At 40.2% G+C, this 21,757-nt stretch carries 26 protein-coding genes and 2 tRNA genes; 14 read left to right on the top strand and 14 right to left on the bottom strand.

The window, feature by feature from the left end; translation table 11 throughout:
• Positions 1–9 precede the first annotated feature (9 nt).
• The gene (gene fghA / locus NH454_RS05200; protein WP_138557592.1) at positions 10–846 is read right to left on the bottom strand and encodes an S-formylglutathione hydrolase; all 837 of its coding nucleotides are present in this window, start codon (positions 844–846) and stop codon (positions 10–12) included.
• Between the two features lie 55 nt (positions 847–901).
• Positions 902–2,023: an S-(hydroxymethyl)glutathione dehydrogenase/class III alcohol dehydrogenase gene (locus NH454_RS05205; protein WP_138557591.1), complete on the bottom strand. Its 1,122-nt coding sequence runs from the start codon at positions 2,021–2,023 to the stop codon at positions 902–904.
• Positions 2,024–2,133: 110 nt separating this feature from the next.
• On the opposite strand from NH454_RS05205, the gene NH454_RS05210 reads away from it, so the two are divergent.
• The 6 genes from NH454_RS05210 to NH454_RS05235 all read left to right on the top strand — a co-directional run bounded on the left by NH454_RS05210 (position 2,134) and on the right by NH454_RS05235 (position 7,347).
• Positions 2,134–3,015 (top strand): LysR family transcriptional regulator, encoded by an 882-nt coding sequence (locus NH454_RS05210; protein ID WP_199526419.1) that lies wholly within the window; start codon positions 2,134–2,136, stop codon positions 3,013–3,015.
• A gap of 89 nt (positions 3,016–3,104) precedes the next feature.
• Positions 3,105–4,322 carry a lipoprotein-releasing ABC transporter permease subunit gene (locus tag NH454_RS05215; RefSeq protein WP_253038419.1) on the top strand — a complete coding sequence of 406 codons (1,218 nt, stop codon included), beginning with the start codon at positions 3,105–3,107 and terminating at the stop codon, positions 4,320–4,322.
• Complete coding sequence (gene lolD / locus NH454_RS05220) at positions 4,315–5,013, top strand: lipoprotein-releasing ABC transporter ATP-binding protein LolD (RefSeq protein WP_135924863.1); 699 nt, start codon at positions 4,315–4,317, stop codon at positions 5,011–5,013. The genes NH454_RS05215 and lolD overlap by 8 nt, the downstream gene beginning before the upstream one ends.
• Positions 5,003–6,247: a lipoprotein-releasing ABC transporter permease subunit gene (locus NH454_RS05225; protein WP_253038420.1), complete on the top strand. Its 1,245-nt coding sequence runs from the start codon at positions 5,003–5,005 to the stop codon at positions 6,245–6,247. Before lolD ends, NH454_RS05225 begins: the two co-directional genes overlap by 11 nt.
• 9 nt (positions 6,248–6,256) lie before the next feature.
• A complete protein-coding gene (locus NH454_RS05230; protein WP_253038421.1) occupies positions 6,257–6,787 on the top strand; it encodes a DUF924 family protein in 531 nt (176 codons plus the stop codon).
• A 113-nt stretch (positions 6,788–6,900) separates the two neighbouring features.
• On the top strand, positions 6,901–7,347 hold the full coding sequence (locus tag NH454_RS05235; protein ID WP_135924855.1) for a DUF4826 family protein: 447 nt from the start codon (positions 6,901–6,903) through the stop codon (positions 7,345–7,347).
• A gap of 46 nt (positions 7,348–7,393) precedes the next feature.
• Here the strand turns inward: NH454_RS05235 and NH454_RS05240 are convergent, their stop codons facing one another.
• From NH454_RS05240 to NH454_RS05295, 12 genes are all read right to left on the bottom strand, one after another.
• Positions 7,394–7,855 (bottom strand): GNAT family N-acetyltransferase, encoded by a 462-nt coding sequence (locus NH454_RS05240; protein WP_135924853.1) that lies wholly within the window; start codon positions 7,853–7,855, stop codon positions 7,394–7,396.
• Between the two features lie 12 nt (positions 7,856–7,867).
• Positions 7,868–9,013: a cupin domain-containing protein gene (locus NH454_RS05245; RefSeq protein ID WP_135924851.1), complete on the bottom strand. Its 1,146-nt coding sequence runs from the start codon at positions 9,011–9,013 to the stop codon at positions 7,868–7,870.
• 73 nt (positions 9,014–9,086) lie between these two features.
• Positions 9,087–10,457 (bottom strand): adenylosuccinate lyase, encoded by a 1,371-nt coding sequence (gene purB / locus NH454_RS05250; RefSeq protein ID WP_135924849.1) that lies wholly within the window; start codon positions 10,455–10,457, stop codon positions 9,087–9,089.
• Between the two features lie 33 nt (positions 10,458–10,490).
• A complete protein-coding gene (hflD, locus tag NH454_RS05255) occupies positions 10,491–11,093 on the bottom strand; it encodes a high frequency lysogenization protein HflD (RefSeq protein WP_253038422.1) in 603 nt (200 codons plus the stop codon).
• Positions 11,093–12,193: a tRNA 2-thiouridine(34) synthase MnmA gene (gene mnmA, locus NH454_RS05260; protein ID WP_119852693.1), complete on the bottom strand. Its 1,101-nt coding sequence runs from the start codon at positions 12,191–12,193 to the stop codon at positions 11,093–11,095. The genes hflD and mnmA overlap by 1 nt, the downstream gene beginning before the upstream one ends.
• Before the next feature lie 176 nt (positions 12,194–12,369).
• Positions 12,370–12,804, bottom strand: coding sequence for an NUDIX hydrolase (locus tag NH454_RS05265; RefSeq protein ID WP_199526424.1), 435 nt, complete (start codon positions 12,802–12,804; stop codon positions 12,370–12,372).
• The gene (locus tag NH454_RS05270; RefSeq protein ID WP_253038423.1) at positions 12,797–13,444 is read right to left on the bottom strand and encodes an rRNA large subunit pseudouridine synthase E; all 648 of its coding nucleotides are present in this window, start codon (positions 13,442–13,444) and stop codon (positions 12,797–12,799) included. The genes NH454_RS05265 and NH454_RS05270 overlap by 8 nt, the downstream gene beginning before the upstream one ends.
• Positions 13,444–13,773, bottom strand: coding sequence for a TusE/DsrC/DsvC family sulfur relay protein (locus NH454_RS05275; RefSeq protein WP_135924837.1), 330 nt, complete (start codon positions 13,771–13,773; stop codon positions 13,444–13,446). Before NH454_RS05275 ends, NH454_RS05270 begins: the two co-directional genes overlap by 1 nt.
• A 3-nt stretch (positions 13,774–13,776) precedes the next feature.
• Positions 13,777–14,043 carry a sulfurtransferase complex subunit TusB gene (tusB, locus tag NH454_RS05280; protein ID WP_253038424.1) on the bottom strand — a complete coding sequence of 89 codons (267 nt, stop codon included), beginning with the start codon at positions 14,041–14,043 and terminating at the stop codon, positions 13,777–13,779.
• Positions 14,040–14,396, bottom strand: a complete 357-nt coding sequence (tusC, locus tag NH454_RS05285) for a sulfurtransferase complex subunit TusC (RefSeq protein ID WP_135924832.1) — start codon at positions 14,394–14,396, stop codon at positions 14,040–14,042. Before tusC ends, tusB begins: the two co-directional genes overlap by 4 nt.
• Complete coding sequence (gene tusD / locus NH454_RS05290) at positions 14,393–14,746, bottom strand: sulfurtransferase complex subunit TusD (RefSeq protein WP_135924830.1); 354 nt, start codon at positions 14,744–14,746, stop codon at positions 14,393–14,395. The genes tusC and tusD overlap by 4 nt, the downstream gene beginning before the upstream one ends.
• A gap of 55 nt (positions 14,747–14,801) precedes the next feature.
• A complete protein-coding gene (locus NH454_RS05295) occupies positions 14,802–15,467 on the bottom strand; it encodes a Bax inhibitor-1/YccA family protein (RefSeq protein ID WP_135924827.1) in 666 nt (221 codons plus the stop codon).
• Positions 15,468–15,726: 259 nt separating this feature from the next.
• Here NH454_RS05295 and NH454_RS05300 point away from each other — a divergent pair.
• The 8 genes from NH454_RS05300 to nhaC all read left to right on the top strand — a co-directional run bounded on the left by NH454_RS05300 (position 15,727) and on the right by nhaC (position 21,745).
• Positions 15,727–15,817, top strand: a tRNA-Ser gene (locus tag NH454_RS05300).
• 42 nt (positions 15,818–15,859) lie between these two features.
• Positions 15,860–15,950 (top strand) — tRNA-Ser (locus tag NH454_RS05305).
• Positions 15,951–16,102: 152 nt separating this feature from the next.
• The gene (locus NH454_RS05310; RefSeq protein WP_138557581.1) at positions 16,103–16,498 is read left to right on the top strand and encodes a hypothetical protein; all 396 of its coding nucleotides are present in this window, start codon (positions 16,103–16,105) and stop codon (positions 16,496–16,498) included.
• A 136-nt stretch (positions 16,499–16,634) separates the two neighbouring features.
• Positions 16,635–17,096, top strand: coding sequence for a GAF domain-containing protein (locus NH454_RS05315; RefSeq protein ID WP_135924823.1), 462 nt, complete (start codon positions 16,635–16,637; stop codon positions 17,094–17,096).
• Entirely contained in the window at positions 17,093–17,371 is a 279-nt protein-coding gene (locus NH454_RS05320) for a hypothetical protein (RefSeq protein WP_135924820.1), read from the top strand. The genes NH454_RS05315 and NH454_RS05320 overlap by 4 nt, the downstream gene beginning before the upstream one ends.
• Positions 17,372–17,385: 14 nt before the next feature.
• The gene (gene proQ, locus NH454_RS05325; protein ID WP_138557580.1) at positions 17,386–18,036 is read left to right on the top strand and encodes an RNA chaperone ProQ; all 651 of its coding nucleotides are present in this window, start codon (positions 17,386–17,388) and stop codon (positions 18,034–18,036) included.
• A 27-nt stretch (positions 18,037–18,063) separates the two neighbouring features.
• Positions 18,064–20,088: a carboxy terminal-processing peptidase gene (prc, locus tag NH454_RS05330; protein ID WP_135924815.1), complete on the top strand. Its 2,025-nt coding sequence runs from the start codon at positions 18,064–18,066 to the stop codon at positions 20,086–20,088.
• Between the two features lie 175 nt (positions 20,089–20,263).
• Positions 20,264–21,745 (top strand): Na+/H+ antiporter NhaC, encoded by a 1,482-nt coding sequence (gene nhaC, locus NH454_RS05335; protein ID WP_135924812.1) that lies wholly within the window; start codon positions 20,264–20,266, stop codon positions 21,743–21,745.
• The last annotated feature ends 12 nt before the right edge of the window (positions 21,746–21,757 follow it).

Genomic DNA, 21,757 nt, shown 5'->3' on the forward strand with positions numbered 1-21,757 from the left:
CATTACACATTACAGATATTTTTGATGAAACATTAGGTGTTCATCAATAAAGCTGCTGATAAAGAAGTAACTATGATCATAACCAGCGTGCATGTTAATTTCAGCTGGGTAATCTTTTTCGTTCACGACAGCAAATAAGTTCTCGGTTTTGAGTTGCTCAGTTAAGAAGTTATCGGCTTCACCTTGATCAATACGCATCGGTAAATAATCGTCAGCAATTGCTTTTTTCATTAATTCACAGCTATCGTATTCGAGCCAATTTGCTTTATCACTGCCAAGGTAATTGCTAAACGCCTTTTCACCCCAAGGGCAATTCATCGGGTTCACAATCGGGCTAAAAGCACTGGCGCTAACGTACTGCTTAGGGTTTTTAAGTGCAATCATTAGCGCGCCATGACCACCCATAGAGTGTCCGGCAATGGCTTTTTTGTTAGTAACAGGGAAGTGCGCCTCAATCAGTGCTGGTAACTCAGCAACAACATAATCGTACATGTTGTAATGCACATTATAAGGTGCTTGGGTTGCATTAACATAAAAGCCTGCACCTTGACCAAAATCGTAGTTTTCGTCGTCAGGAACATTATCACCGCGCGGGCTAGTATCTGGGGCGACGATAGCAATACCTAGTTCAGCCGCTTTTTTAAAAGCTCCCGCTTTTTGCATAAAGTTTTCATCAGTGCAGGTTAAACCTGATAACCAATACATTACAGGTACTTTATTCGTTTCGCTGGCACCAGGCGGTAAAAATATAGCAAAGCGCATGGCACAATGTGTACTGTTAGCTTGGTGGGTATATTGTTTATGCCAGCCACCGCTGACTTTTGTTGAGCTTATGTTTTCTAGCATAACCACATCCTTGAAACAAAAGCGCTAGGTAGTAACCTAGCGCAAAATTAAAAGATTAATAATGAATAACTGAGCGAATACTCTTACCTTCGTGCATTAAGTCGAAAGCTTCATTGATATCTTCCAGTTTCATGGTGTGTGTGATGAAATCATTCAACGCAAACTCACCATTCATATAGCGCTCAACAATCTCTGGTAGCTCAGAGCGACCTTTAACGCCACCAAATGCGCTACCACGCCATACACGGCCTGTTACCAGTTGGAATGGACGGGTAGAGATCTCTTGACCTGCGCCTGCAACACCGATAATTACTGATTCGCCCCAACCTTTGTGACAACACTCAAGGGCAGAGCGCATTACATTAACGTTGCCGATACATTCAAATGAGAAATCAACACCGCCGTCAGTCATTTCAACAATGACTTCTTGGATTGGTTTGTCGTAGTCATTTGGATTGATTAAATCAGTTGCGCCTAATTTAGTAGCTAGTTCGAACTTGCTGGTATTGATATCAACACCAATAATACGGCTTGCGCCAGCCATAGTTGCACCAATGATGGCAGATAAACCAATACCACCTAGACCAAAAATAGCGACAGTATCGCCTTTTTGAACTTTTGCTGTTTTAGTCACAGCACCCATGCCGGTTGTTACACCACAACCAAGTAAACAAATTTCTTCAAGAGGTGCTTCTTTGCTCACTTTAGCAAGTGAAATCTCAGGTAATACAGTGTATTCAGAGAAAGTAGAGCAACCCATGTAGTGATAAATTGGTTGACCATCTTTATAGAAGCGCGTTGTGCCATCTGGCATTAAACCTTTACCTTGCGTTTCACGTACCGCAGAGCATAAGTTTGTTTTGCCAGACTTACACATCTTACACTCGCCACATTCAGCAGTGTAAAGAGGAATAACATGATCGCCTACTTCAACGTGCGTTACGCCTTCACCAACAGCTTCAACAATACCGCCGCCTTCATGGCCTAGGATTGCTGGGAAAATACCTTCAGGGTCTTCACCAGACAAAGTGAATGCATCGGTATGACAAACACCTGTTGCAACAATCTTTACCAGTACTTCGCCTTTTTTAGGCATCATTACATCCACTTCTTCAATTGAGAGTGGTTGATTTGGACCCCAAGCGATAGCCGCTTTTGATTTAATAAAATCAGTCATAACGTTCCCTTATAGTTGTTGGAAGTAAGTAATAAACTTAGTCTATTTTATTTATTTCTCAATGAATGATAATCTTAGTTTTATTAAAACACTTTTACAGTATGGTAATAATGAATCGTTGGCACGGAATTGATGAATTTTTAGCGGTAGCCGAAACCGGTAGTTTTACAAAAGCAAGTAAACTGCTGGGTATGTCAGTGGCGCATGTAAGCCGTTATGTGAGTCAATTAGAAGAACGATTAAACACACAATTGCTAACCCGAACGACCCGTAAAGTAGTGCTAACGCAAGAGGGGCAAGTGTTTGCGCATCGAACAAAACAGTTACAGCATGCTATGGATGATGCCACGGCACTGCTTGCCGAGCAGCAACTGACACCTAAAGGCAGCATCAAGCTGACAGCCCCTGTCATGTATGGTGAAAGCTACATAATGCCTGCGGTGCATACATTTATGCAAAAGCACCCAGATATTGAAGTAATCAGTCATTTAAGTAATGAGCAAGTCAATCTATTAGAAGAAGGGTATGACTTAGCTATTCGGCTTGGTCATCTAAAGGATTCATCTTTAAAAGCTAGGCGCATTAGTCAGCGCAGGCTGGTTATATGTTGTAGTCCTGAATACATAAATAATTATGGTCAACCGCACAGTGTCAGTGAATTAAGTCAGCACCATTGCCTCATCGGTAATAACAGCTACTGGCGGGTAAAAGAGCAGGGCCAAGATAAGCATATAAAAGTGGCTGGGCGTTTAGCATGTAATAGTGGTTGGGCATTGGTGGATGCAGCTATTAAAGGGTTAGGCATCGTGCAATTACCGGATTATTATGTCAATGAGCACCTAGCCAATGGCAAGTTGACCGCTGTACTTTCGAATGTTGCACCTGCACCTGAAGGTGTATGGGGGGTGTACCCACCTAGGCAATTTATAGCAACCAATGTAAAAGCATTACTTGACCATTTGGTCGCTACTGTTCAAGTATCAGATTTATAATTATTTTTTACAATTTCGCGCATCCCATGCTGGCTAAATCTATGCTAACATGAGCGCATATTTAGCCCTTGGAATATTCATAACTTATTATGTTTCAACCTGTTAGCCTTTTTATAGGGCTGAGATATAGTCGCTCTTCAAAGGGTAATGCCTTTATCTCATTCATCTCTTTTTTTTCTATTGCGGGCATTGCTATTGGCTTAATGGCCTTGTTTACAGTTAGTTCGGTTATGAATGGTTTTGAGAATAACCTTAAAACTAACATGCTCGGTTTAATTCCCCATATCGAAGTATCAGCTGAAGATAATTCGAAAGAAACCATGTTGCAGTTACAGCAGCAACTAGCAAACTCTAAAGATATTAAACAAGTTAACCTTTATCGCCATGGCGAAGCCATTTTGCAAACCAACCAAGATTTACACGGCGTGTTATTGCAAGGGCTCTATGACGAAGGAAGCTCCCTGTATAACGTAAAAGATAAAATTGTTGCTGGCAATTGGTCACAAGTAATGGACAGTAACTATCACATTGCGATTAGCCGCTATTTAAGCCGTAAATTGGGTATTTCGCTTGGGGATAAAGTACGGGTGATCATGCCAAATGCCAGTTCTTATACACCCCTTGGTCGAGTACCTAGCCAACGTTTGTTTACCGTTGCGGCACTGTATGAAACACAATCTGAAATTGATATGTCATTGGCATTTACCAGTGGTTATTCGTTAGGCCGAGTTTTAAAGCTGGCAAAATCAGCAGCACCCAACTTGAGTATCTCTTTGTACGAACCTTTTTCCGTAGAGCAAGTATTGCAATCTCAAACAGCAATTTTAAATGATTACACAGTAACTGATTGGCGAGCTAGTCAAGGGACGTTATTTGCCGCTGTGGCGATGGAAAAGCGCATTATGTCTATGTTACTTGGTTTAATTGTGCTTGTTGCGGTGTTTAATATAGTTTCTGCATTAACCATGATGGTAAGTGAAAAACAAAGTGAAGTGGCTATCTTACAAACGCTGGGTTTAACTCCTTTGCAAGTTCAGCATGTATTTATGACCCAGGGTTTATACAATGGTGTTATTGGCACCAGCATTGGTGCGTTACTTGGCGTGCTATTAAGTAGCAATATAAATGAGTTATTGAATATGTTAGGCATTAATTTATTAGCGGGTGTGAGTTTACCCGTTAAATTTGATGTTATGAGTTTGAGCCTAATTGCCGCAGGGAGTATTGCTATGAGCTTTTTAGCTACTTTGTATCCTGCCCGAAAAGCTGCAAAAGTGAATCCAGCAGAGGTATTACGTTATGAGTGATTTAGTGATTAATTGTCAGCAGCTTAATAAAGTGTATCAAGATGGCGATAATCAGGTTGCAGTCTTAAAAGGGGTTGATTTAACGCTCAATCAGGGCGAAATGTTAGCCGTTGTAGGTAGTTCTGGTTCTGGTAAAAGTACTTTATTACATATATTAGGCACCTTAGATAATGCGACAGATGGAACCGTTGAAATCAAAGGTCAACAGGTTGCTAAATTAAACCGAAAACAACAAGCGAGTTTCCGCAACGAAAATTTGGGCTTCATTTACCAATTCCATCATTTATTAATGGAATTTACTGCCATTGAAAATGTTGCTATGCCACTTTTAATTAAAGGTTTAAGCGCAAAAGCGGCAAACGAAAAAGCCCTCAACATGCTTGATAAAGTAGGGTTATCTCATCGTTGCGAACATAAACCATCGGCGTTGTCAGGTGGTGAGAGGCAGCGGGTTGCAATAGCACGTGCATTGGTAACAGAGCCTGCGTTGGTGCTAGCTGATGAACCAACGGGTAACTTAGATAAACAAAACGCAATTAAGATTTATGACTTGATTAAAGAGTTAAATACCAGCTTAAAAACTAGTTTTGTTGTGGTAACCCATGATTTAGAGCTTGCAGATAAACTAGGCAAAATTGCCTATTTAGATGATGGTAAGCTTGCAATTAAAGAGTCTCAGCATGTTGCTTAGTGCCTTTATTTCAAAACGATTTCGCGCTCACAGTGGCCAAAAAGAGGGGCAAAATGGCTTTGTAAGCTTTATTGCTAAAGCATCGACAATCGGCATACTTTTGGGAGTCGCCGTATTAATTGTTGCTCTATCAGTGATTAATGGCTTTGAGCAACAACTAGTGCATCGGCTTTTATCGGTTGTACCGCAGGTTGAATACGTTGCTCCTAATAAACCAATCAATAATTGGCAGTCAAAAGTTGCTTTATTGCGCTCTCAAGCCGGTGTAACAGGTGCAGCACCTTTTATTAGTGTCAACGGCATGGCGCAGTTTAAAAGTGAGTTAAAAGCGGTTGAAGTGCGTGGCGTTAGCCCAGAGTTTGAAAACCAAGTATCGGCGTTAAACCAATTTACAGAAGGGCGCTTAGTTAGTCAGTTACAACAAGAAGATGCACTTTTAGGACAACAAATAGTCAACCGGTTAGGTCTTAAAATTGGCGACCCAGTTACCTTATTAATCCCACAGATAAACCAGCAAAGTAACACCTTACTTGCTCCAAAGCGGGTGAGTTTGAATCTTGCGGGTATTATTAAAATGGGCGGCCCAATTGATGAAACAGCGGCTTTTATTCGCCTCGACAAAGCGCAAAGTGTACTGAGTTTCGATGAAAACCAAGTAACCGGTTTACGGTTACAAGTAGCTGATGTATTTGCTGCTCATCAAACCGCTATGCGGGTGGGGCAAGTTATCCCAGATTATGTCTATGTCTCTAGTTGGTTCAGAACGCAAGGCAGCTTATATCAAGATATTCAAATGGTTCGAACTATTGTGTATATCGTGGTGTTTTTAATTATTGCCGTAGCTAGTTTTAATATTGTTTCATCACTTGTTATGGAAGTACGCGAAAAACAGGCAAATATTGCGATTTTGAAAACCATGGGAGCACAAGACAGTACGATTTTAGCCACCTTTGTTATGCAAGGATTTACGCAAGCACTTATTGGCGTAATACTTGGAACGATTATAGGTGTTATGCTTGCATTAAATATCAGTGAATTATTCTCGTGGATCAGTCATTTGTTAGGTGACAATCCATTACAAGGTGTTTATTTCATAGAGTTTTTACCTAGTAAACTCGTTTGGCAAGATATCGTTATAACGGTGATTGTTACCTTTGTCCTCGCTATTTTGGCAACATTATACCCTGCGTGGCAAGCAACCCGAGTAGACCCAGCAAAAGTACTCGGTAATTAAGGAATGTTTATGGATAAGCAAAGGATTATCGATTTTTGGTTTAATGAATTAGGCTCAGATGCTTGGTATAAGCAATCTGATGACACTGATGCATTAATTACACGTGAGTTTTCAGAGTGTCTTTTGCAGGTTATCGCTGGCGAGCATGCTGACTGGCGACTTGATGCCCAAGGCTCTTTAGCTGAAATTATTGTGTTAGATCAATTCTCACGGAATATTTACCGTAATACGGCTAAGGCTTTTAGCCAAGATCCACAAGCCCTAAGCTTAGCGCAAAGAGCAATTGAACTTGGCTTTGATAAAAAATTACCTAGCTCTCAAGCTGCGTTTATTTATATGCCGTTTATGCATAGTGAATCCAAAGTTATTCATCAGCAGGCTGAGCAATTGTTTAAAGGCATGAGTAATTATGAATTTGAACTAAAGCACAAAGTTATTATTGATAGGTTTGGTCGCTATCCACACCGCAACGCAATTTTAGGTCGTGAATCAACACCTGAAGAGCTGCAATTTTTAACTCAACCTAACTCTTCTTTCTGAGTTGACTGAATAGTAGGCAAGTAAATTAAAATGCCCTTTGATTGCCCGTAAACACTTGCACAGCGCCATTTTAAACCTTAAAGTGTCAGAAATGTTGTAAAAGAGTAACCACCATGGAACAAAAACAAGCAAGACCATTAACACCAGAAGAACAAGCCGAAGCGCAAAAACAAAGTGTTATGTGGCAAAGAGAATGTTTCCAGAATGCACAAAAGCATTTAGCTGAAAAAGGCGTTATCCCGCAAACTGTTGTTGAGAAAGAAAGCCGTTTCATTGCGCCATTAGTGGCTATTTGGAAGTTTAAAGCACAAAATGGTAAAAGCTATTGGGTTATCACAGGGCGTTTACCAACCGATCACGCAGAAGCAAGTGCAGCAACCAATGCCCGTGAAGTACTTAGATATTTCTCAATGCAATGGCAACTAAAGGCTGATCAACTAATGCAGTCAGGCGCTGTAGATAAGACCAAAGTAGATTTTGCTAATTTACTCATTAACCGCGCTCATGGTTTGTATGAGTTATTCGAAAAAGATGATATGTGGCAAAATGAGCCAGCTTAACTTTAAATAAAAAAGCTGAATAATTTTATTCAGCTTTTTAAACCATCTAGTGCACCAAAGTGAATGGCCGCGTATCAAATTGCTTGATAGGGCAGAGCATCCGTTGTCTTGGAATTCCTGCCTCCATAAATACTAAGCCATCAGCCGAAAACCCATTTCGTTTGAATCGATCAACTTCATTTAATATGCAATTGATACTAACGCAATCACAGCCTTGTTTTTCAGCTAAACCTACTAAGTAATTCAATAATGATTTGTAAACTGATCGGTTACGGTGTTCAGGTAACACAGCAATCCGACCAATTAAGCCATCATTACACAAGCGCCCAGTCGCAACTGGACATTTATTACTTTCATCAGTAACAAGTACGTGATGAGCCGTTTTATCTAAATGGTCAAATTCGACGTGTTTTGGAATATGTAATTCGCAAACAAATACCCTCTCTCGGATTTGTTGCAATAGTTCCTTGTCGATACTCCATTCAACTTCATCTATCATGTAGCCCATATAAACACGCTCCTAACAAAACCAAATACCCTCATTTAATAGTGTAGTAAAAGTTTTTAGGAAAATGTGGTTATTTTTTGAACTATTTATATCGCTAGCGGTCAGTGATGTTTGGTCTGTTAATCTTTTTATTAGAGAAAGATCTTCTAGATCATGCATATAATTGACCCCATTAACACTAAAAAGTACTTTATCATCGATGATTTGATAAATTGCACGTGTGCCGCCTAAGCGTTCAAAAATGAGCATATCATCATCTAACAGTGCTTTTACATCATCAAGCGTGTATGGTTCTTCTAGTGGTGCTAGGTCCATTTCATGTTTTGGCTGGCTCATACTATTGCCAAGCCATGTCTTAAATACTGAGTCATCATTGATTGCAGCAATCATTAATTGCTTCACTTTTTCGGCTTCAGTTTGGCTTAGTTCACCTTTTGAGGCACGTAATTTTAGCTCTGGATCACCATATCGTTGATTACCAAGTTCAGTATCAATCAGGTGATCTGCAAATTGTGATAACAAGTCGCGTTGGTTTGGTGCTCTAAAACCTACAGAATAATTAAGTGCATTTTCAACTGCGTAACCCTCGTGCGGGCAGCCTGGTGGAATATAAAGAATATCACCCGGTTCTAACACACAATCGATTACGGCAGGAAATTGCTCAACTTGTAATAAGCTTTTATTTTGCGCAAATTGTTTTAAGTTCGCATCAGGTAAGCCAACGCGCCAATGGCGTTTTCCTTCGCCCTGAATAATAAACACATCGTATTGATCTAAATGCGGGCCCACGCCACCACCCGGCGTAGAGTAGCTGATCATCAAGTCATCGATACGCCAGTTTGGAATAAAGCGAAATGGCTCCAGTAGTTGCGCTGCATCGTTATGCCAATGGTCAACCGCTTGTACGAGTAACGTAGCGTGCTTCTCAGTTAGCAAGCTAAAGTCTTCAAATGGACCATGGTATGCTTGCCAATCATCTGAGTGATTGGTCACAATACGTGATTCAATGCTTTCTTCCATGGCAAGCCCAGCAAGTTCTTCGGGCTCAATAGGATCAGCAAAATCTTTGAAGCCTTGCTTAATAAGTAATGGTTTTTTTTGCCAATACTCCGCTAAAAATTGCTCTTGGGTTAATGAATTGATGGTTAATTGATACATAACATGACCTAAGCGAATTGATATAAAAAAAGCGAAAGGAAGGCCTTTCGCTTTTTTAAGTCTTAATTTGAATTTAAGCTAAGTTGTCGATGAACTCAACAGCACGACCAATGTAATTAGCCGGTGTTAATTTTTTCATTTCTACTTTTGCTTCTTCAGGTAACTCAAGACCATCGATGAAATCAGCCATGATTTCTTGGTTTACGCGCTTACCACGCGTAAGGTCTTTAAGTTTTTCGTATGGCTTTTCGATACCATATTTACGCATTACCGTTTGAATTGGCTCTGCTAGTAATTCCCAGTTTTGGTCTAGCTCTTCTAGTAAACGCGCTTCGTTTACCTCAAGTTTGCTTACACCTTTTAATGTCGCTTGGTAAGCGATCAAAGTGTAGCCCATACCAACACCTAGGTTACGTAACACTGTTGAGTCAGTTAAGTCACGTTGCCAGCGAGAAACAGGTAGTTTTTGCGCAAGGTGAGTAAAGATAGCGTTAGCAATACCTAAGTTACCTTCAGAGTTTTCAAAATCAATCGGGTTTACTTTGTGAGGCATAGTAGATGAACCAATCTCACCTGCGATTGTTTTTTGTTTAAAGTGGTTTAGTGCAATGTAGCCCCAAACGTCACGGTCAAAATCAAGTAATACAGTGTTGAAACGTGCAACTGCATCGAATAACTCTGCAATGTAATCATGCGGCTCGATTTGTGTTGTGAATGGGTTAAATGTTAAACCTAGGCTTGTTACAAATTGCTCAGCGTGGCTGTGCCAATCGTAATCTGGGTAAGCACTAAGGTGAGCGTTGTAGTTACCTACAGCACCGTTGATTTTACCTAACATTTCTACTTTGGCAATTTGGTCACGTTGACGCTTTAAGCGCATGTATACGTTTGCAAACTCTTTACCCATTGTAGAAGGCGTAGCAGGTTGACCGTGGGTACGCGTCATCATCGCAACTGATTTGTATTCAACTGCTTTTTCTTTCAATGCATTTAGAAGTTGGTCACAGTATGGAAGTAATACTTTATCACGCGCTTCTGTAAGCATTAGACCGTGAGACAGGTTATTGATGTCTTCTGAAGTACAGGCAAAGTGAATGAATTCGTTAACTGCGTTTAGCTCTGCGTTGTCAGCTACTTTCTCTTTAAGTAGGTATTCAACTGCTTTTACGTCATGGTTAGTTGTGCGCTCGATCTCTTTAACGCGTGCAGCATCCGCTTCGCTAAAGTTATCAACAATGGCATTAAGTAAAGCATTAGCCTCGTCGCTAAATGCCGGTACTTCTGTGATTGCGCTTGCTGCAGACAAAGCTTGTAACCAACGAACTTCAACAGTTACACGGTATTTGATTAAACCAAATTCGCTGAAAATGCTGCGTAGTTCCGTGGTCTTGCTGCCATAGCGACCATCTACCGGAGAGATAGCGGTTAACGCTGAAAGCTCCATAATGACTCCTAAATTGTCTAGTTTGAACGATAATTAAATTGATTGTTTAGCAATAGCGAGGATTTTTCTTTTTGCAAAGAAAAAATGACGGCGCTTACCGCCCATTTGTCGCCATAACACGGCACTACGAATTCCGGCCAATAATAGGGCACGAATTTTGTTTTGCGTGAGCTGCTGTTTTAATAACTCTGGCTTGCCGTACACTTGAATACGATGCCCAAGGGGGCTTAGCACCGATGAGTAAATATCAGCAAGCGCTGCTACAACAGTATCATCTGTGATAGCAAAATGGTCGAGGCGACGTTTAACATCATCAATGCGACGACCTAATTCATTTAAGCTGTTTTGTTTTGAACTTAATGCACGTTCTAATTGCATTAAACCACCCACATATTTCACGATTTCGACGTCTTCGTCTGCGCCGGCAGAAAGCTGTGCAATCAAAATGCGATAACCTTCACGTAAATTATGTTTACCCTGATACACATCTTCAGGGCTATTTGGTGATGTTTCAATTATACAGTTTAATAACTTTTCTAATTCGTGGTCGCTACCTTGGCCATATTGCGCAACTTTTTGTACTTGTTTGGCAACTTGACACATGGCAGCTAACGCCATGACTTGGTGTTCTGTCATTATTTGATCACCGAATCAATAATCCCACCGCCTAAGCAGACTTCGTCAGCATAGAAAACGGCTGATTGACCAGGAGTCACGGCTTTTTGTGGCTCATCAAATAACACGCGTGCCATACCATCTTCACCAACGAGTAATGTACAACTGATATCTTCTTGGCGATAACGGGTTTTAACCGTACAGCGCGTAGTCCCTTTAGGGCCTTCGCGGTCAACCCAGTGAAGTTGATTTGCATTTAAGCCATTACTGTATAGGCGAGGGTGGTCTTTACCTTGGCCAACGACTAGTACGTTGCGCTCAACGTCTTTATCTACAACGTACCAAGGTTCACCTGAGCCTTCTTTCATGCCGCCAATTAATAGGCCTTTACGTTGACCCAGCGTGTGGTACATCAAACCTTCGTGCTCACCCACTTCATTGCCATCGGTATCTTCAATTTTACCTGGCTGAGCTGGTAAGAATTTTTGTAAAAAGTCTTTAAATTTACGCTCACCGATAAAGCAAATACCAGTGCTGTCTTTTTTATCATGCGTAATTAAATCTTGCTCTTCAGCAATACGGCGTACTTCTGGTTTTGCAATGTCGCCAACAGGGAAAAGTGTTTGTGCAATATGCTCATGGCTTAATGTGTACAAGAAATAGCTTTGATCTTTGTTGTCATCAAGACCACGACACATGACAAATTTATCACCACGTTTTTCGCGGCGTACATAGTGACCAGTCGCGATATAATCTGCACCCAGTGCTTGCGCTGCAAATTCTAAAAATGCTTTGAATTTGATTTCTTTATTACACATGATGTCTGGGTTTGGCGTACGGCCTGCTTTGTACTCAGCTAAAAAGTACTCAAATACGTTGTCCCAGTATTCGGCTGCAAAATTTACAGTGTGAAGCTCAATGCCTAGCTTGTCGCACACAGCTTGTGCGTCTTTTAGGTCTTCAGCTGCAGCGCAATATTCATCATTATCGTCTTCTTCCCAGTTTTTCATGAACAGGCCTTCAACTTGATAGCCTTGCTGCTTTAATAAATACGCTGATACAGAAGAATCAACACCGCCGGACATACCCACGATGACTTTAATGTGACTATTTTCGCTCATAATATTCGCTGTCATTTTTAACTGCTATGGAAAGGGCGGTATTATATACCCAAACCACCTCAAGATGCGAGTTTCAGTTGGAATTAAAAGCGATTTAGGCAAGGCATTGATTGCAAGTAATAGTGGGTTGGATATAGCATACTTTTAGACGCCCAAACCAGCCAAAATTACAGCGGTTATTGGTAAATCAAACTTAGGGGGTAGGCTTGGCCAGCTAAATGATCTTCAATGCATTTTAAAACCAGCGGGCTTCTAAGCGGTAAGTTTCTTATTTGCTCAATGCTAAACCAATCGGCACTGAGAATGTCATTATCTTGGGGGGATGGTAAATATAGCTCTGGGCAAGTAAAAGCAAAGCTAAAACGCATATAATGGACGCCATTAGCCGCATGTAAATTGTAAATACCAACCAGATGGCTGGCATTAAGGCTAATACCTGTCTCTTCAATAAGCTCACGACAAGCAGCTTCAGCTAAGGTTTCATTTGCCTCCAAATGACCGGCAGGCTGGTTATAACAGATCTCACCTGTGTGTTTATCGCGTTCTTTAACAAGTAAAAACTTATCTTCGCATGTAACGATAGCCGCGACTGTGACATTAGGTTTATGCATCTGGATTGTTCACGACTTTAAACTGACCACTATCCAAACCATCGAGAGTATAGTTACCAATGCTGTAACGAATTAATCGTAAAGTAGGAAAACCAACATGAGCAGTCATGCGACGAACTTGGCGATTGCGTCCCTCAGTGATAGAGATTTCCAACCAGCTGGTAGGTATGTTTTTTCGCTCGCGAACAGGCGGGGTGCGCGGCCAAATTGAAGGTTCGTCAATGCGTTTAACCTTGGCAGGCTTGGTCATGCCATCTTTAAGTTCTACGCCTTTGTTTAGGGCAAAAATAGCCTCATCACTGACATCGCCTTCTACTTGAACCCAATACGTTTTAGCTGTTTTTTTATTGGGTTCAGTGAGTGTATGTTGTAACTTGCCGCAGTTTGTAAGTAGCAAAAGCCCTTCGCTATCTCTGTCTAAGCGTCCTGCTGCATACACGTCTTTAATAGTAATAAAGTCGGCAAGCGTTTTGCGGTTTTGATCATCAGTAAATTGGCAAAGCACATCAAATGGTTTGTTAAACAGCACTACTTTGCGCTGCTCTGGACTAATTGCTTTTTTAACTTGGCGTTTTTGCGTGGGCCTTGAATACGTTCGACCGCTACTACGACGAGGTTTGCTATTGGCTTTGTTTACCATTAAATACACCTAGCCGGTTTAGGCAAACCTGCAATTTTAGTTGCTTGTTTAGCTGGGCCTTTGGGAAATAGTTTATATAAGTACATACTATTACCTTTTTCTTCACCTAGTTTTTGGGCCATGGCTTTGACCAGCATACGGATTGCTGGGCTGGTGTTGTATTCTAAGTAAAAATCACGCACAAAGTGCACAACTTCCCAGTGCTGTTCACTTAACGTAATATTCTCTTGCTCAGCAATGATTGGTGCAAGCTCTTCACACCAATCATTTGAGTCAAGTAAATAACCTTGTTTGTCAGTTTCTATTTGTTTGTTATTAAATTCAAGCATGGTTTACCAAGTAATCGTGTTCTTTGTGTTTAAAGTCATTTTTACAAATTGCGTGTAGTCGATTGCGATGTCGCCCAAGCTTATAGAGATATTTCGTGCTGTGGCATCTTCATTGAGTAAATATAAAGCGGATGAAAATTGCTTAAATTGCGTGCTGCTGTAGCAAGCGTCGCTAACTAGTAGAATAGTATCCTCTGCGGCTATTAAATTTGCTAGCGTATTGGTGCAATAATGAGAAAGTGGTTTAGCAAATATATGAAGTGTGCTCATAATGTTACCACCTGATCTTGTTGGCTTATTAAATGACGTTGCTGCTCAAAACTGGCTACCTTCACATCAATAATTAATTTATCTTTTGTTAAATTAAAGTCTATTAATGATTTTTCACACACATAAATATTTTCTACATCATACAACTCAAGCGTCTTAATGGTTTTAAAATAGTTTTTGATACCAAGTTGTTCTGGCTGTTGATTCTTTTTTAGAGCTAAAACCGCCTCACCACTGAGCAACCAGCTAATGTTTTGTTCAATAGCAGCGAAAATTAGCGTTGTGTCGAGTGAGTCACGAATATGCTGGTCATCAAACGGGCTGTGTTGGCTAATAACTAAAACGTTTTTCATTTAAATTGCACCCATTTATCAGCATCACTGGCAAGCATTGCAAACTCAGCTAACCCCGCCACTGTGAAAACACCCGTTTGGTTAATATCTAATCCTCGTTTTTCTGCCGCTGTAACGCATAATAAAAGCGGAATAGCTTGTTCATGTAAACCTTGCCACAAACGACTTATTGGTAGTTCGTCACTGGCAAGTTCTAAATGTTGACTGGCATGAAAAACACCTGCTTGGTATAAAAAAACAGCTGAAATAGTATGACCTGACTCAATGCATGCCTGTGAAAATTTAATCAGACGTTGTGTAGTATCGTGGTCAGTCGGTGCGGTGTGAAGAGAAAGTACAAATTTTGCCAAAACGCATCCAATAAAAAAGCCCCTAGAAAGGGGCTATTTTAACAGAACTATTTAATTAGTCATCACTTGCACCAAGTAGGTGTAGAAGAGATGTAAATAAGTTATAGACGTTCAGGTATAAAGATACTGTGGCACGAATATAGTTAGTCTCGCCACCATTTATGATACGGCTTGTATCGAATAAGATTAAACCAGACATAATCAATACAACAGCTGCATTAATAACCATGAAGGTGATAGAGCTACCAATAAAGAGGTTTACTAGGCTTGCAATGATAACCACGATTAAACCAACAGTTAAAAAGCCGCCCATAAATGAGAAGTCTTTTTTAGTGGTAAGTGCATACGCAGACAAACCAAAGAAGATCAACGCAGTAGAACCAAGCGCTTGCATTATTAGCATTGGACCGTTCGGCATTGCTGCATAGTAGTTAAGCATAGGGCCAAGGCCCGCGCCCATCAAACCAGTAAATACAAACACCCATGCAACACCTGATGCACTGTCAGCCTTTTTGTTAACAACAAAAAGAACACCAAATGCAATCAAGCTAAATACTAACCCCATAAAATAAGGTAGATTCATCGCCATTGAAATACCTGCAGTTACTGCGCTAAAAGCAAGTGTCATAGCCAGTAAAAAGTAAGTATTTTTTAATACTTTATTTGTTTCAATAGTCGACATTACCGGTCTAGTGGTATTGTACGATTGATTAAACGCCATTGTTAGAGCTCCTTTGAATGAACTTAATTCGTTCGTTAGTTCCAATATTAAACTGAAACTAAGCCTATCAAGAGTTATATGTTTGGGCAAACCTTTGTAGATCAATAGACATGCAAAATAATCAAAAAGTTCAAATCGATTATATTTTGACTTTAATTGTGTTAATGATGAGCGATTTAGTTGTTTTTTAATCACTTAAACAGATTTTTGAAAAAAAAGCTTCACAAACACAGCTGCCTTATCTATTATGCACGCCGTCGGAGAGATGGCAGAGTGGTCGAATGCACCGGTCTTGAAAACCGGCAGGGGTTTGTAGCCCCTCTAGGGTTCAAATCCCTATCTCTCCACCATTATTTTTACTACTGGCGTTAGCGAGTAGGTTTTTCGCATTCGGAGAGATGGCAGAGTGGTCGAATGCACCGGTCTTGAAAACCGGCAGGGGTTTGTAGCCCCTCTAGGGTTCAAATCCCTATCTCTCCACCATCATTGAAGCCGCTGAATTTATTCAGCGGCTTTTTTGTTTCTACAGCCTTTCCTCAGTTTTACAAATTACGACTATTGTCGATATTTCGCATTTCAACCACTTAGTCCATGCTTTACGTATCTCGTATTATCTTTGTGAAATTAGGGAATTTATGAAACATCGTTTAGCAAAGAGTGTAGGACTTTCATTATTATCGCCCGTTATCGTAGGTTGTATCCTCGGCCTTTATTATGCTTTTACCTTAGATGGTAATGGGCTGAGTATTTTTTTTAATCTACTTGTCAGTGCAATCGCTAATGCGCACATTGTGGGTCTTACAATGGCGGCGTTTGTAGTGCCGGGTTATTTACTTATGTATAAATATGCAAAAGTAAACTATTCGGGCGTTTTGACACTGGGATTATTAGGTGGGGCAATTTTTAGTTACTTGTTAAGTGCAACTACAGGGATGGCATTTGTAATCAATGCAGTAATGTCTGCCTTAGCAGCAGGGCTGTTTTTATTTGGTTTAAGACAGGGGTTAGCAACCCAATCTCCACATCAATAGCAGAATATTTAATCAAGCTAGCTTATTTTAAGGGCAAATTGTTTTTTTTTGCCCTTAAAAGGTTTCATTTATTGCTTACAAAGAGTACCTTTAGCTACTGTATGTTTAATAAGAAGTAGTTAAGAAGTAGTTTGGTATGCAAAAGCAGGATTTTTACCAGTCATTAGTTAAACAAGCTGAATCACTAATTGCAGGTGAATCAAATGTCATTGCAAATATGGCAAATTTAAGTGCGTTGTTGTTTACCTCTTTAGAGGATATAAACTGGGCGGGCTTTTATCTAATGGATTCTCCCGAAGAATTAGTGTTAGGGCCGTTTCAAGGCAATCCAGCATGCATCCGTATTCCAGTAGGTAAAGGAGTATGTGGGACTGCTGCACAAACACAACAAACACAATTAGTTGAAGATGTTCACGCATTTGCAGGTCATATTGCATGTGATGCAGCATCAAATTCTGAAATTGTTGTACCTGTTTTTAAAGATGGTAAAGTGTTTGCTGTACTTGATATTGATAGCCCGAGCATTGGCCGTTTTGATACTGATGATCAAGCTGGTTTAGAAGCATTGGTAAAATGCTTTGAGGCAAATCTAAAATGAAAGATCTGCTAAATGTGCAAGATTACCTTTTTGCGATTCACGATGTAGGTGATTGGGAAGGGGAAGAAGAAGTTGTTGCTGAAAGGCTCAACGACTTGATTCACATGGCTTGGGATCGTCTACCTGATGACCTTGACTGTGAATCAATTGATGAAATTATTAATGGTATTTGGGAACACCTTCGCGGTGATTTAGCGCTTATTGAAGCGGACTTCGAAGAGTTGACCGACTGGGTAACACACTATGTCGATTCATCACTTGATGAAAAGATGTAATAAAAGGTTCTAACATGGAAACCACAAACAAGCTAAAAGATATTAATGAAGTACTGGATTTCTTATACCAAGAATTTCCACAATGTTTTAAACAAAAAGACGGCATTCAACCGCTAAAAGTAGGTATTTTTAAAGATATCGCTGAGCGCATTGAAGGTTCTGAGAAAGTAAGTAAAACTCAGGTTCGTCAAGCGCTAAGAAAATACACCTCTAATTGGCGTTATTTAGAAGCAGTAACTAAATCTGAGTTTCGTATCGATCTTGATGGTAATCAAGACGAAAAAGTGGAACAAGAACACGTTGAACATGCACAAAAAGCGTTAGAAGAAAGCCGTGCAAAAATGGCTAAACGCAAAAAGCAGCAGCGTCCTCGTAAAGACGGTGACACAAAATCTTACAAAAAGAATACGGGTCATCATGCAAAATCAGCTGAAAAAGGCGCTAAAGTTAGCAATAAGCCTGCAAAAGCTGCACCTGCAAAACGTTCTGGAAAAGTTGAACCTTTACCTGCCTCTGAGGTCAAGGTAAATAGCAAAGTTAAAGTTAAACTTGGCCAAGCACTTGTTAATGCGGTTATTACTGAAGTGAACAAAGATGAGGTTCATGTTGAGTTAGTAACAGGGATGCAAGTTAAGACCAAAGCAGACAGCCTGTATATCATTTAATAGCTGTAAAAAATTAAGGAGTTGTGTATGAGTAATAAGTTTACGCTCATTCCGTTAGTCGCTGCCCTGTTTTCAGGTTCATTATTGGCATCTACAGACAATCTTACTGTTGAAGATTTGCCTATTCTTAAGCAAGAAAGCCAGCATAGTACGGCTAGTAAACGGGTGACAAACTTATTTACTCGTGCACACTACAAACCTATTCGTTTTAACGACGAATTATCTGAGCAAGTTTTTGATCGTTACATCGAATCCCTTGATTTCAACAAAAGTGTTTTTTTAGCTTCAGATATTGCATCATTCTCGCAATATAAAGACCAGTTTGATAATGCACTTTCGACAGGGAAGCTTGGGTTTGCTTTTGATATTTTTAACTTAAGCTTAAAACGACGTTTTGAGCGTTATGATTATTCATTGTCATTACTTGATAAAGAAATGACTTTTGATAAAGAAGATGAATACATGTTCGACCGCGAGGACGCGAGTTGGGCAACAACTCAGGCTGAGTTAGATGAGTTATGGCGTCAACGAGTTAAATATGATGCGTTACGCTTAAAAATGACAGGTAAAGATTGGCAAGGCATTAAAGATGTTTTAACCAAGCGTTACCACAATGCGCAAAAACGCTTAGTACAAACAAATAGTGAAGATGCGTTTCAAATTGTAATGAACTCGTTTGCACGAAGCATCGAAGCGCATACTTCTTATTTATCTCCACGACGTGCTGAACAATTCAAGATGGATATGGACCTTGAGTTAGAAGGTATCGGTGCAGTCCTTAGTTATGATGAAGATTACACAGTAATACGTAGCCTAGTACCGGGTGGTCCAGCAGATAAGTCAGAGCAAATTAAAGCTGATGACCGTATTATTGGTGTTGCCCAAGAAGGTGAAGACTTTGTTGATGTTATCGGTTGGCGCTTAGATGATGTTGTTGAGCTTATAAAAGGTCCAAAAGGCACCAAAGTTCGTCTGCAATACTTAAAAGGTGCAGATGCTCACGGCACACCTAAAGTGGTTGAAATAACCCGTGATAAAATTCGCTTAGAAGACCGTGCTGCCAAATCAAATGTGTTTGAAGCAAAGTATTCAGATTTAACCAGTAAAATCGGTGTGATTGAAATACCAGGCTTTTACAATAACCTATCACAAGATGTAAAAGTTGAGCTTGCTAAATTAAAAGAAGCTAAAGTTGATGGTATTATCATCGACTTACGTCAAAATGGTGGTGGTTCTTTATATGAAGCGACACAACTTTCTGGTTTATTTATAGATCAAGGCCCGGTCGTTCAAATCCATACACTAAATAATCGTATTGAAGAGCAAAAAGACCGTGATGGTGTGACTTTTTATGATGGCCCATTAACGGTATTAGTTGACCGTTATAGTGCCTCTGCCTCAGAAATTTTTGCTGCGGCAATGCAAGATTATGGTCGTGCAATTGTGATTGGTGAGCAAACATTTGGTAAAGGCACTGTACAGCAGCATAAACCGCTTGGCCGTGCTTACGATTTATATGATCATCCATTAGGTAGCGTGCAATATACGATTGCAAAATTCTACCGTATCAATGGCGGCAGTACACAGCACAAAGGCGTGATACCAGACGTATCTTTCCCTTCAGCTATCGATCCTGCAGAGTGGGGCGAAAGCCAGCAAGATAATGCACTACCTTGGGACAGCATCATCCGTGCTAAATACAACTCAGTTGATAACCTAAAACCAGCTATCTCTTACGTTAATAAGCTTCATGATGCACGTATTGCAAGTGAACCTGAGTTTGGCTATGTGTTTGATGACATTAAGCGCTATCAAGAAGAGAAAGACCGTAAGACTATCTCACTAGTTGAAGCTGACCGCTTAAAAGAGAAAGACGAAGGTGAAGAGCGTGCATTAGAGCGTGCGAATGAACGTTTGGTTCGTCTGGGTGAAAAGCCAGTTGAGAAACTAGACGACTTACCTGATGTGCTTGATGATTTAGACCCATTCTTAGAAGAAGCGGCTCTGATCACTCAGGACTATATTAAATATGGTCGTATCGCGAAAAAATAATTAGCAATTTTTTAGCAAAATTGTTCAATAAAAAGGCGCTTAGGCGCCTTTTTTGCTACCTAAAACAGGTCATCTTGTTATAATGAAAAATCTGATAGCCTTAAACTATAAGGGTTTGAGGCTTATGAACAATAATAATTAAACACGCCATATAAGACGTGTAGGAGACTATCTTTTGAATTCAGTTGAAGATAAACCTGTTAAACAGGCCAGCTTTTTGGACGCCCTGATCCCAATTTCAGTGCTGGTTTGCCTGCTAGGTGCAGCAGTTTACTTATTCGGTGATAACTCATCATCGGGTCCAAATCAAATCGCATTATTATTTGCCACCTTTACTGCCGCATTAATTGGCTTAAAAAATGGTTATACCTGGAAGAAACTAGAACAAGCCATGATAGAAGGGATCACTTTGTCTCTTGGTGCAATCATCATTCTTTTGATGGTCGGTGCTTTAATTGGTACTTGGCTACTTTCAGGCACTGTACCAACTTTAATTTACTATGGTTTACAGATCATTAATCCAAGCTGGTTTTACGCAGCAAGTTGCTTAATTTGTGGCATTGTTGCGATGAGTATCGGTAGCTCATGGACTACAGCTGCGACCATTGGTGTTGCACTGCTTGGTGTCGCAACAGGCCTTGGCCTTGAACAAGTTGTTACTGCGGGTGCGGTTATTTCTGGTGCTTACTTTGGTGATAAGTTAAGTCCATTATCAGAAACCACTAATTTGGCACCGGCTGTTGCGGGAGCTGATTTATTTGAACATATTCATCATATGCTCTGGACAACAGTGCCAAGCTTTATTATTGCGTTAATTATTTTTATTTTTATGGGCTTTAATGCAGGTGGTTCGACAGAAGCTGGTCGTATTGATGAAATCGTTAACTTATTAGAGCAAAACTTCAATATTGGCTTTGAGATGCTAGTGCCATTAGCTGTATTACTTTTCTTAGCAATCCGTAAGATGCCAGCATTTCCTGCGATTTCTATCGGGGCAGTATTAGGTGCGATTTGGGCGATGTTATTTCAATCAGATTTAATAAATAGCCAAATTGATGCATCACAAGGCCACGCGATTGGCTATTTTAAACTAGTTTGGACAACCTTCTTCGACGGTTTCAGTATCGATACTGGCGATGAAAAAATGGACTCACTATTAAGTGGTGGCGGTATGGCAGGCATGCTAACAACAACTTGGCTGATTATGACAGCCTTGATGTTCGGCGCTATTATGGAAAAAACCGGTTTACTTGATATGTTCGTAAAGAGCATTTTAAAAATAGCAAAAAGCACAGGCTCGCTTATTACTGCCACTATCGCAACCTGTATTGGTACCAATGCGGTAGCAGCTGACCAATATATTGCGATTGTTGTTCCTGGTCGAATGTTTAAAGACGAGTACGAAAAGCGCGGTTTGAAGCCAGTTAACTTATCTCGCACATTAGAAGATGGCGGTACTATTACAAGCCCACTTATACCTTGGAATACCTGTGGTGCTTACATGCAGAGTGTTTTATTAATAAATCCATTTGATTACGCTATGTATGCATTCTTTAATTTAATTAATCCATTCTTAGCGGTTGTTTACGCCTATTTAGGTATTAAGATTTTACGTATTACCCCAAAACACGTTAAACAAGAAGCTAGCGCTGAATAATAAACTTAGGCC

This window comes from Pseudoalteromonas sp. Ps84H-4 (genome assembly GCF_024124645.1).
In the GTDB taxonomy this organism is placed as follows: domain Bacteria; phylum Pseudomonadota; class Gammaproteobacteria; order Enterobacterales; family Alteromonadaceae; genus Pseudoalteromonas; species Pseudoalteromonas lipolytica_C.

Excerpts from the sequence above, each read along its gene's own strand:
- fghA (WP_138557592.1), bottom strand. The coding sequence starts at position 846 with ATGCTAGAAAACATAAGCTCAACAAAAGTCAGCGGTGGCTGGCATAAA.
- NH454_RS05205 (WP_138557591.1), bottom strand. The coding sequence starts at position 2,023 with ATGACTGATTTTATTAAATCAAAAGCGGCTATCGCTTGGGGTCCAAAT.
- NH454_RS05210 (WP_199526419.1), top strand. The coding sequence starts at position 2,134 with ATGAATCGTTGGCACGGAATTGATGAATTTTTAGCGGTAGCCGAAACC.
- NH454_RS05215 (WP_253038419.1), top strand. The coding sequence starts at position 3,105 with ATGTTTCAACCTGTTAGCCTTTTTATAGGGCTGAGATATAGTCGCTCT.
- lolD (WP_135924863.1), top strand. The coding sequence starts at position 4,315 with ATGAGTGATTTAGTGATTAATTGTCAGCAGCTTAATAAAGTGTATCAA.
- NH454_RS05225 (WP_253038420.1), top strand. The coding sequence starts at position 5,003 with ATGTTGCTTAGTGCCTTTATTTCAAAACGATTTCGCGCTCACAGTGGC.
- NH454_RS05230 (WP_253038421.1), top strand. The coding sequence starts at position 6,257 with ATGGATAAGCAAAGGATTATCGATTTTTGGTTTAATGAATTAGGCTCA.
- NH454_RS05235 (WP_135924855.1), top strand. The coding sequence starts at position 6,901 with ATGGAACAAAAACAAGCAAGACCATTAACACCAGAAGAACAAGCCGAA.
- NH454_RS05240 (WP_135924853.1), bottom strand. The coding sequence starts at position 7,855 with ATGGGCTACATGATAGATGAAGTTGAATGGAGTATCGACAAGGAACTA.
- NH454_RS05245 (WP_135924851.1), bottom strand. The coding sequence starts at position 9,013 with ATGTATCAATTAACCATCAATTCATTAACCCAAGAGCAATTTTTAGCG.
- purB (WP_135924849.1), bottom strand. The coding sequence starts at position 10,457 with ATGGAGCTTTCAGCGTTAACCGCTATCTCTCCGGTAGATGGTCGCTAT.
- hflD (WP_253038422.1), bottom strand. The coding sequence starts at position 11,093 with ATGACAGAACACCAAGTCATGGCGTTAGCTGCCATGTGTCAAGTTGCC.
- mnmA (WP_119852693.1), bottom strand. The coding sequence starts at position 12,193 with ATGAGCGAAAATAGTCACATTAAAGTCATCGTGGGTATGTCCGGCGGT.
- NH454_RS05265 (WP_199526424.1), bottom strand. The coding sequence starts at position 12,804 with ATGCATAAACCTAATGTCACAGTCGCGGCTATCGTTACATGCGAAGAT.
- NH454_RS05270 (WP_253038423.1), bottom strand. The coding sequence starts at position 13,444 with ATGGTAAACAAAGCCAATAGCAAACCTCGTCGTAGTAGCGGTCGAACG.
- NH454_RS05275 (WP_135924837.1), bottom strand. The coding sequence starts at position 13,773 with ATGCTTGAATTTAATAACAAACAAATAGAAACTGACAAACAAGGTTAT.
- tusB (WP_253038424.1), bottom strand. The coding sequence starts at position 14,043 with ATGAGCACACTTCATATATTTGCTAAACCACTTTCTCATTATTGCACC.
- tusC (WP_135924832.1), bottom strand. The coding sequence starts at position 14,396 with ATGAAAAACGTTTTAGTTATTAGCCAACACAGCCCGTTTGATGACCAG.
- NH454_RS05295 (WP_135924827.1), bottom strand. The coding sequence starts at position 15,467 with ATGGCGTTTAATCAATCGTACAATACCACTAGACCGGTAATGTCGACT.
- NH454_RS05310 (WP_138557581.1), top strand. The coding sequence starts at position 16,103 with ATGAAACATCGTTTAGCAAAGAGTGTAGGACTTTCATTATTATCGCCC.
- NH454_RS05315 (WP_135924823.1), top strand. The coding sequence starts at position 16,635 with ATGCAAAAGCAGGATTTTTACCAGTCATTAGTTAAACAAGCTGAATCA.
- NH454_RS05320 (WP_135924820.1), top strand. The coding sequence starts at position 17,093 with ATGAAAGATCTGCTAAATGTGCAAGATTACCTTTTTGCGATTCACGAT.
- proQ (WP_138557580.1), top strand. The coding sequence starts at position 17,386 with ATGGAAACCACAAACAAGCTAAAAGATATTAATGAAGTACTGGATTTC.
- prc (WP_135924815.1), top strand. The coding sequence starts at position 18,064 with ATGAGTAATAAGTTTACGCTCATTCCGTTAGTCGCTGCCCTGTTTTCA.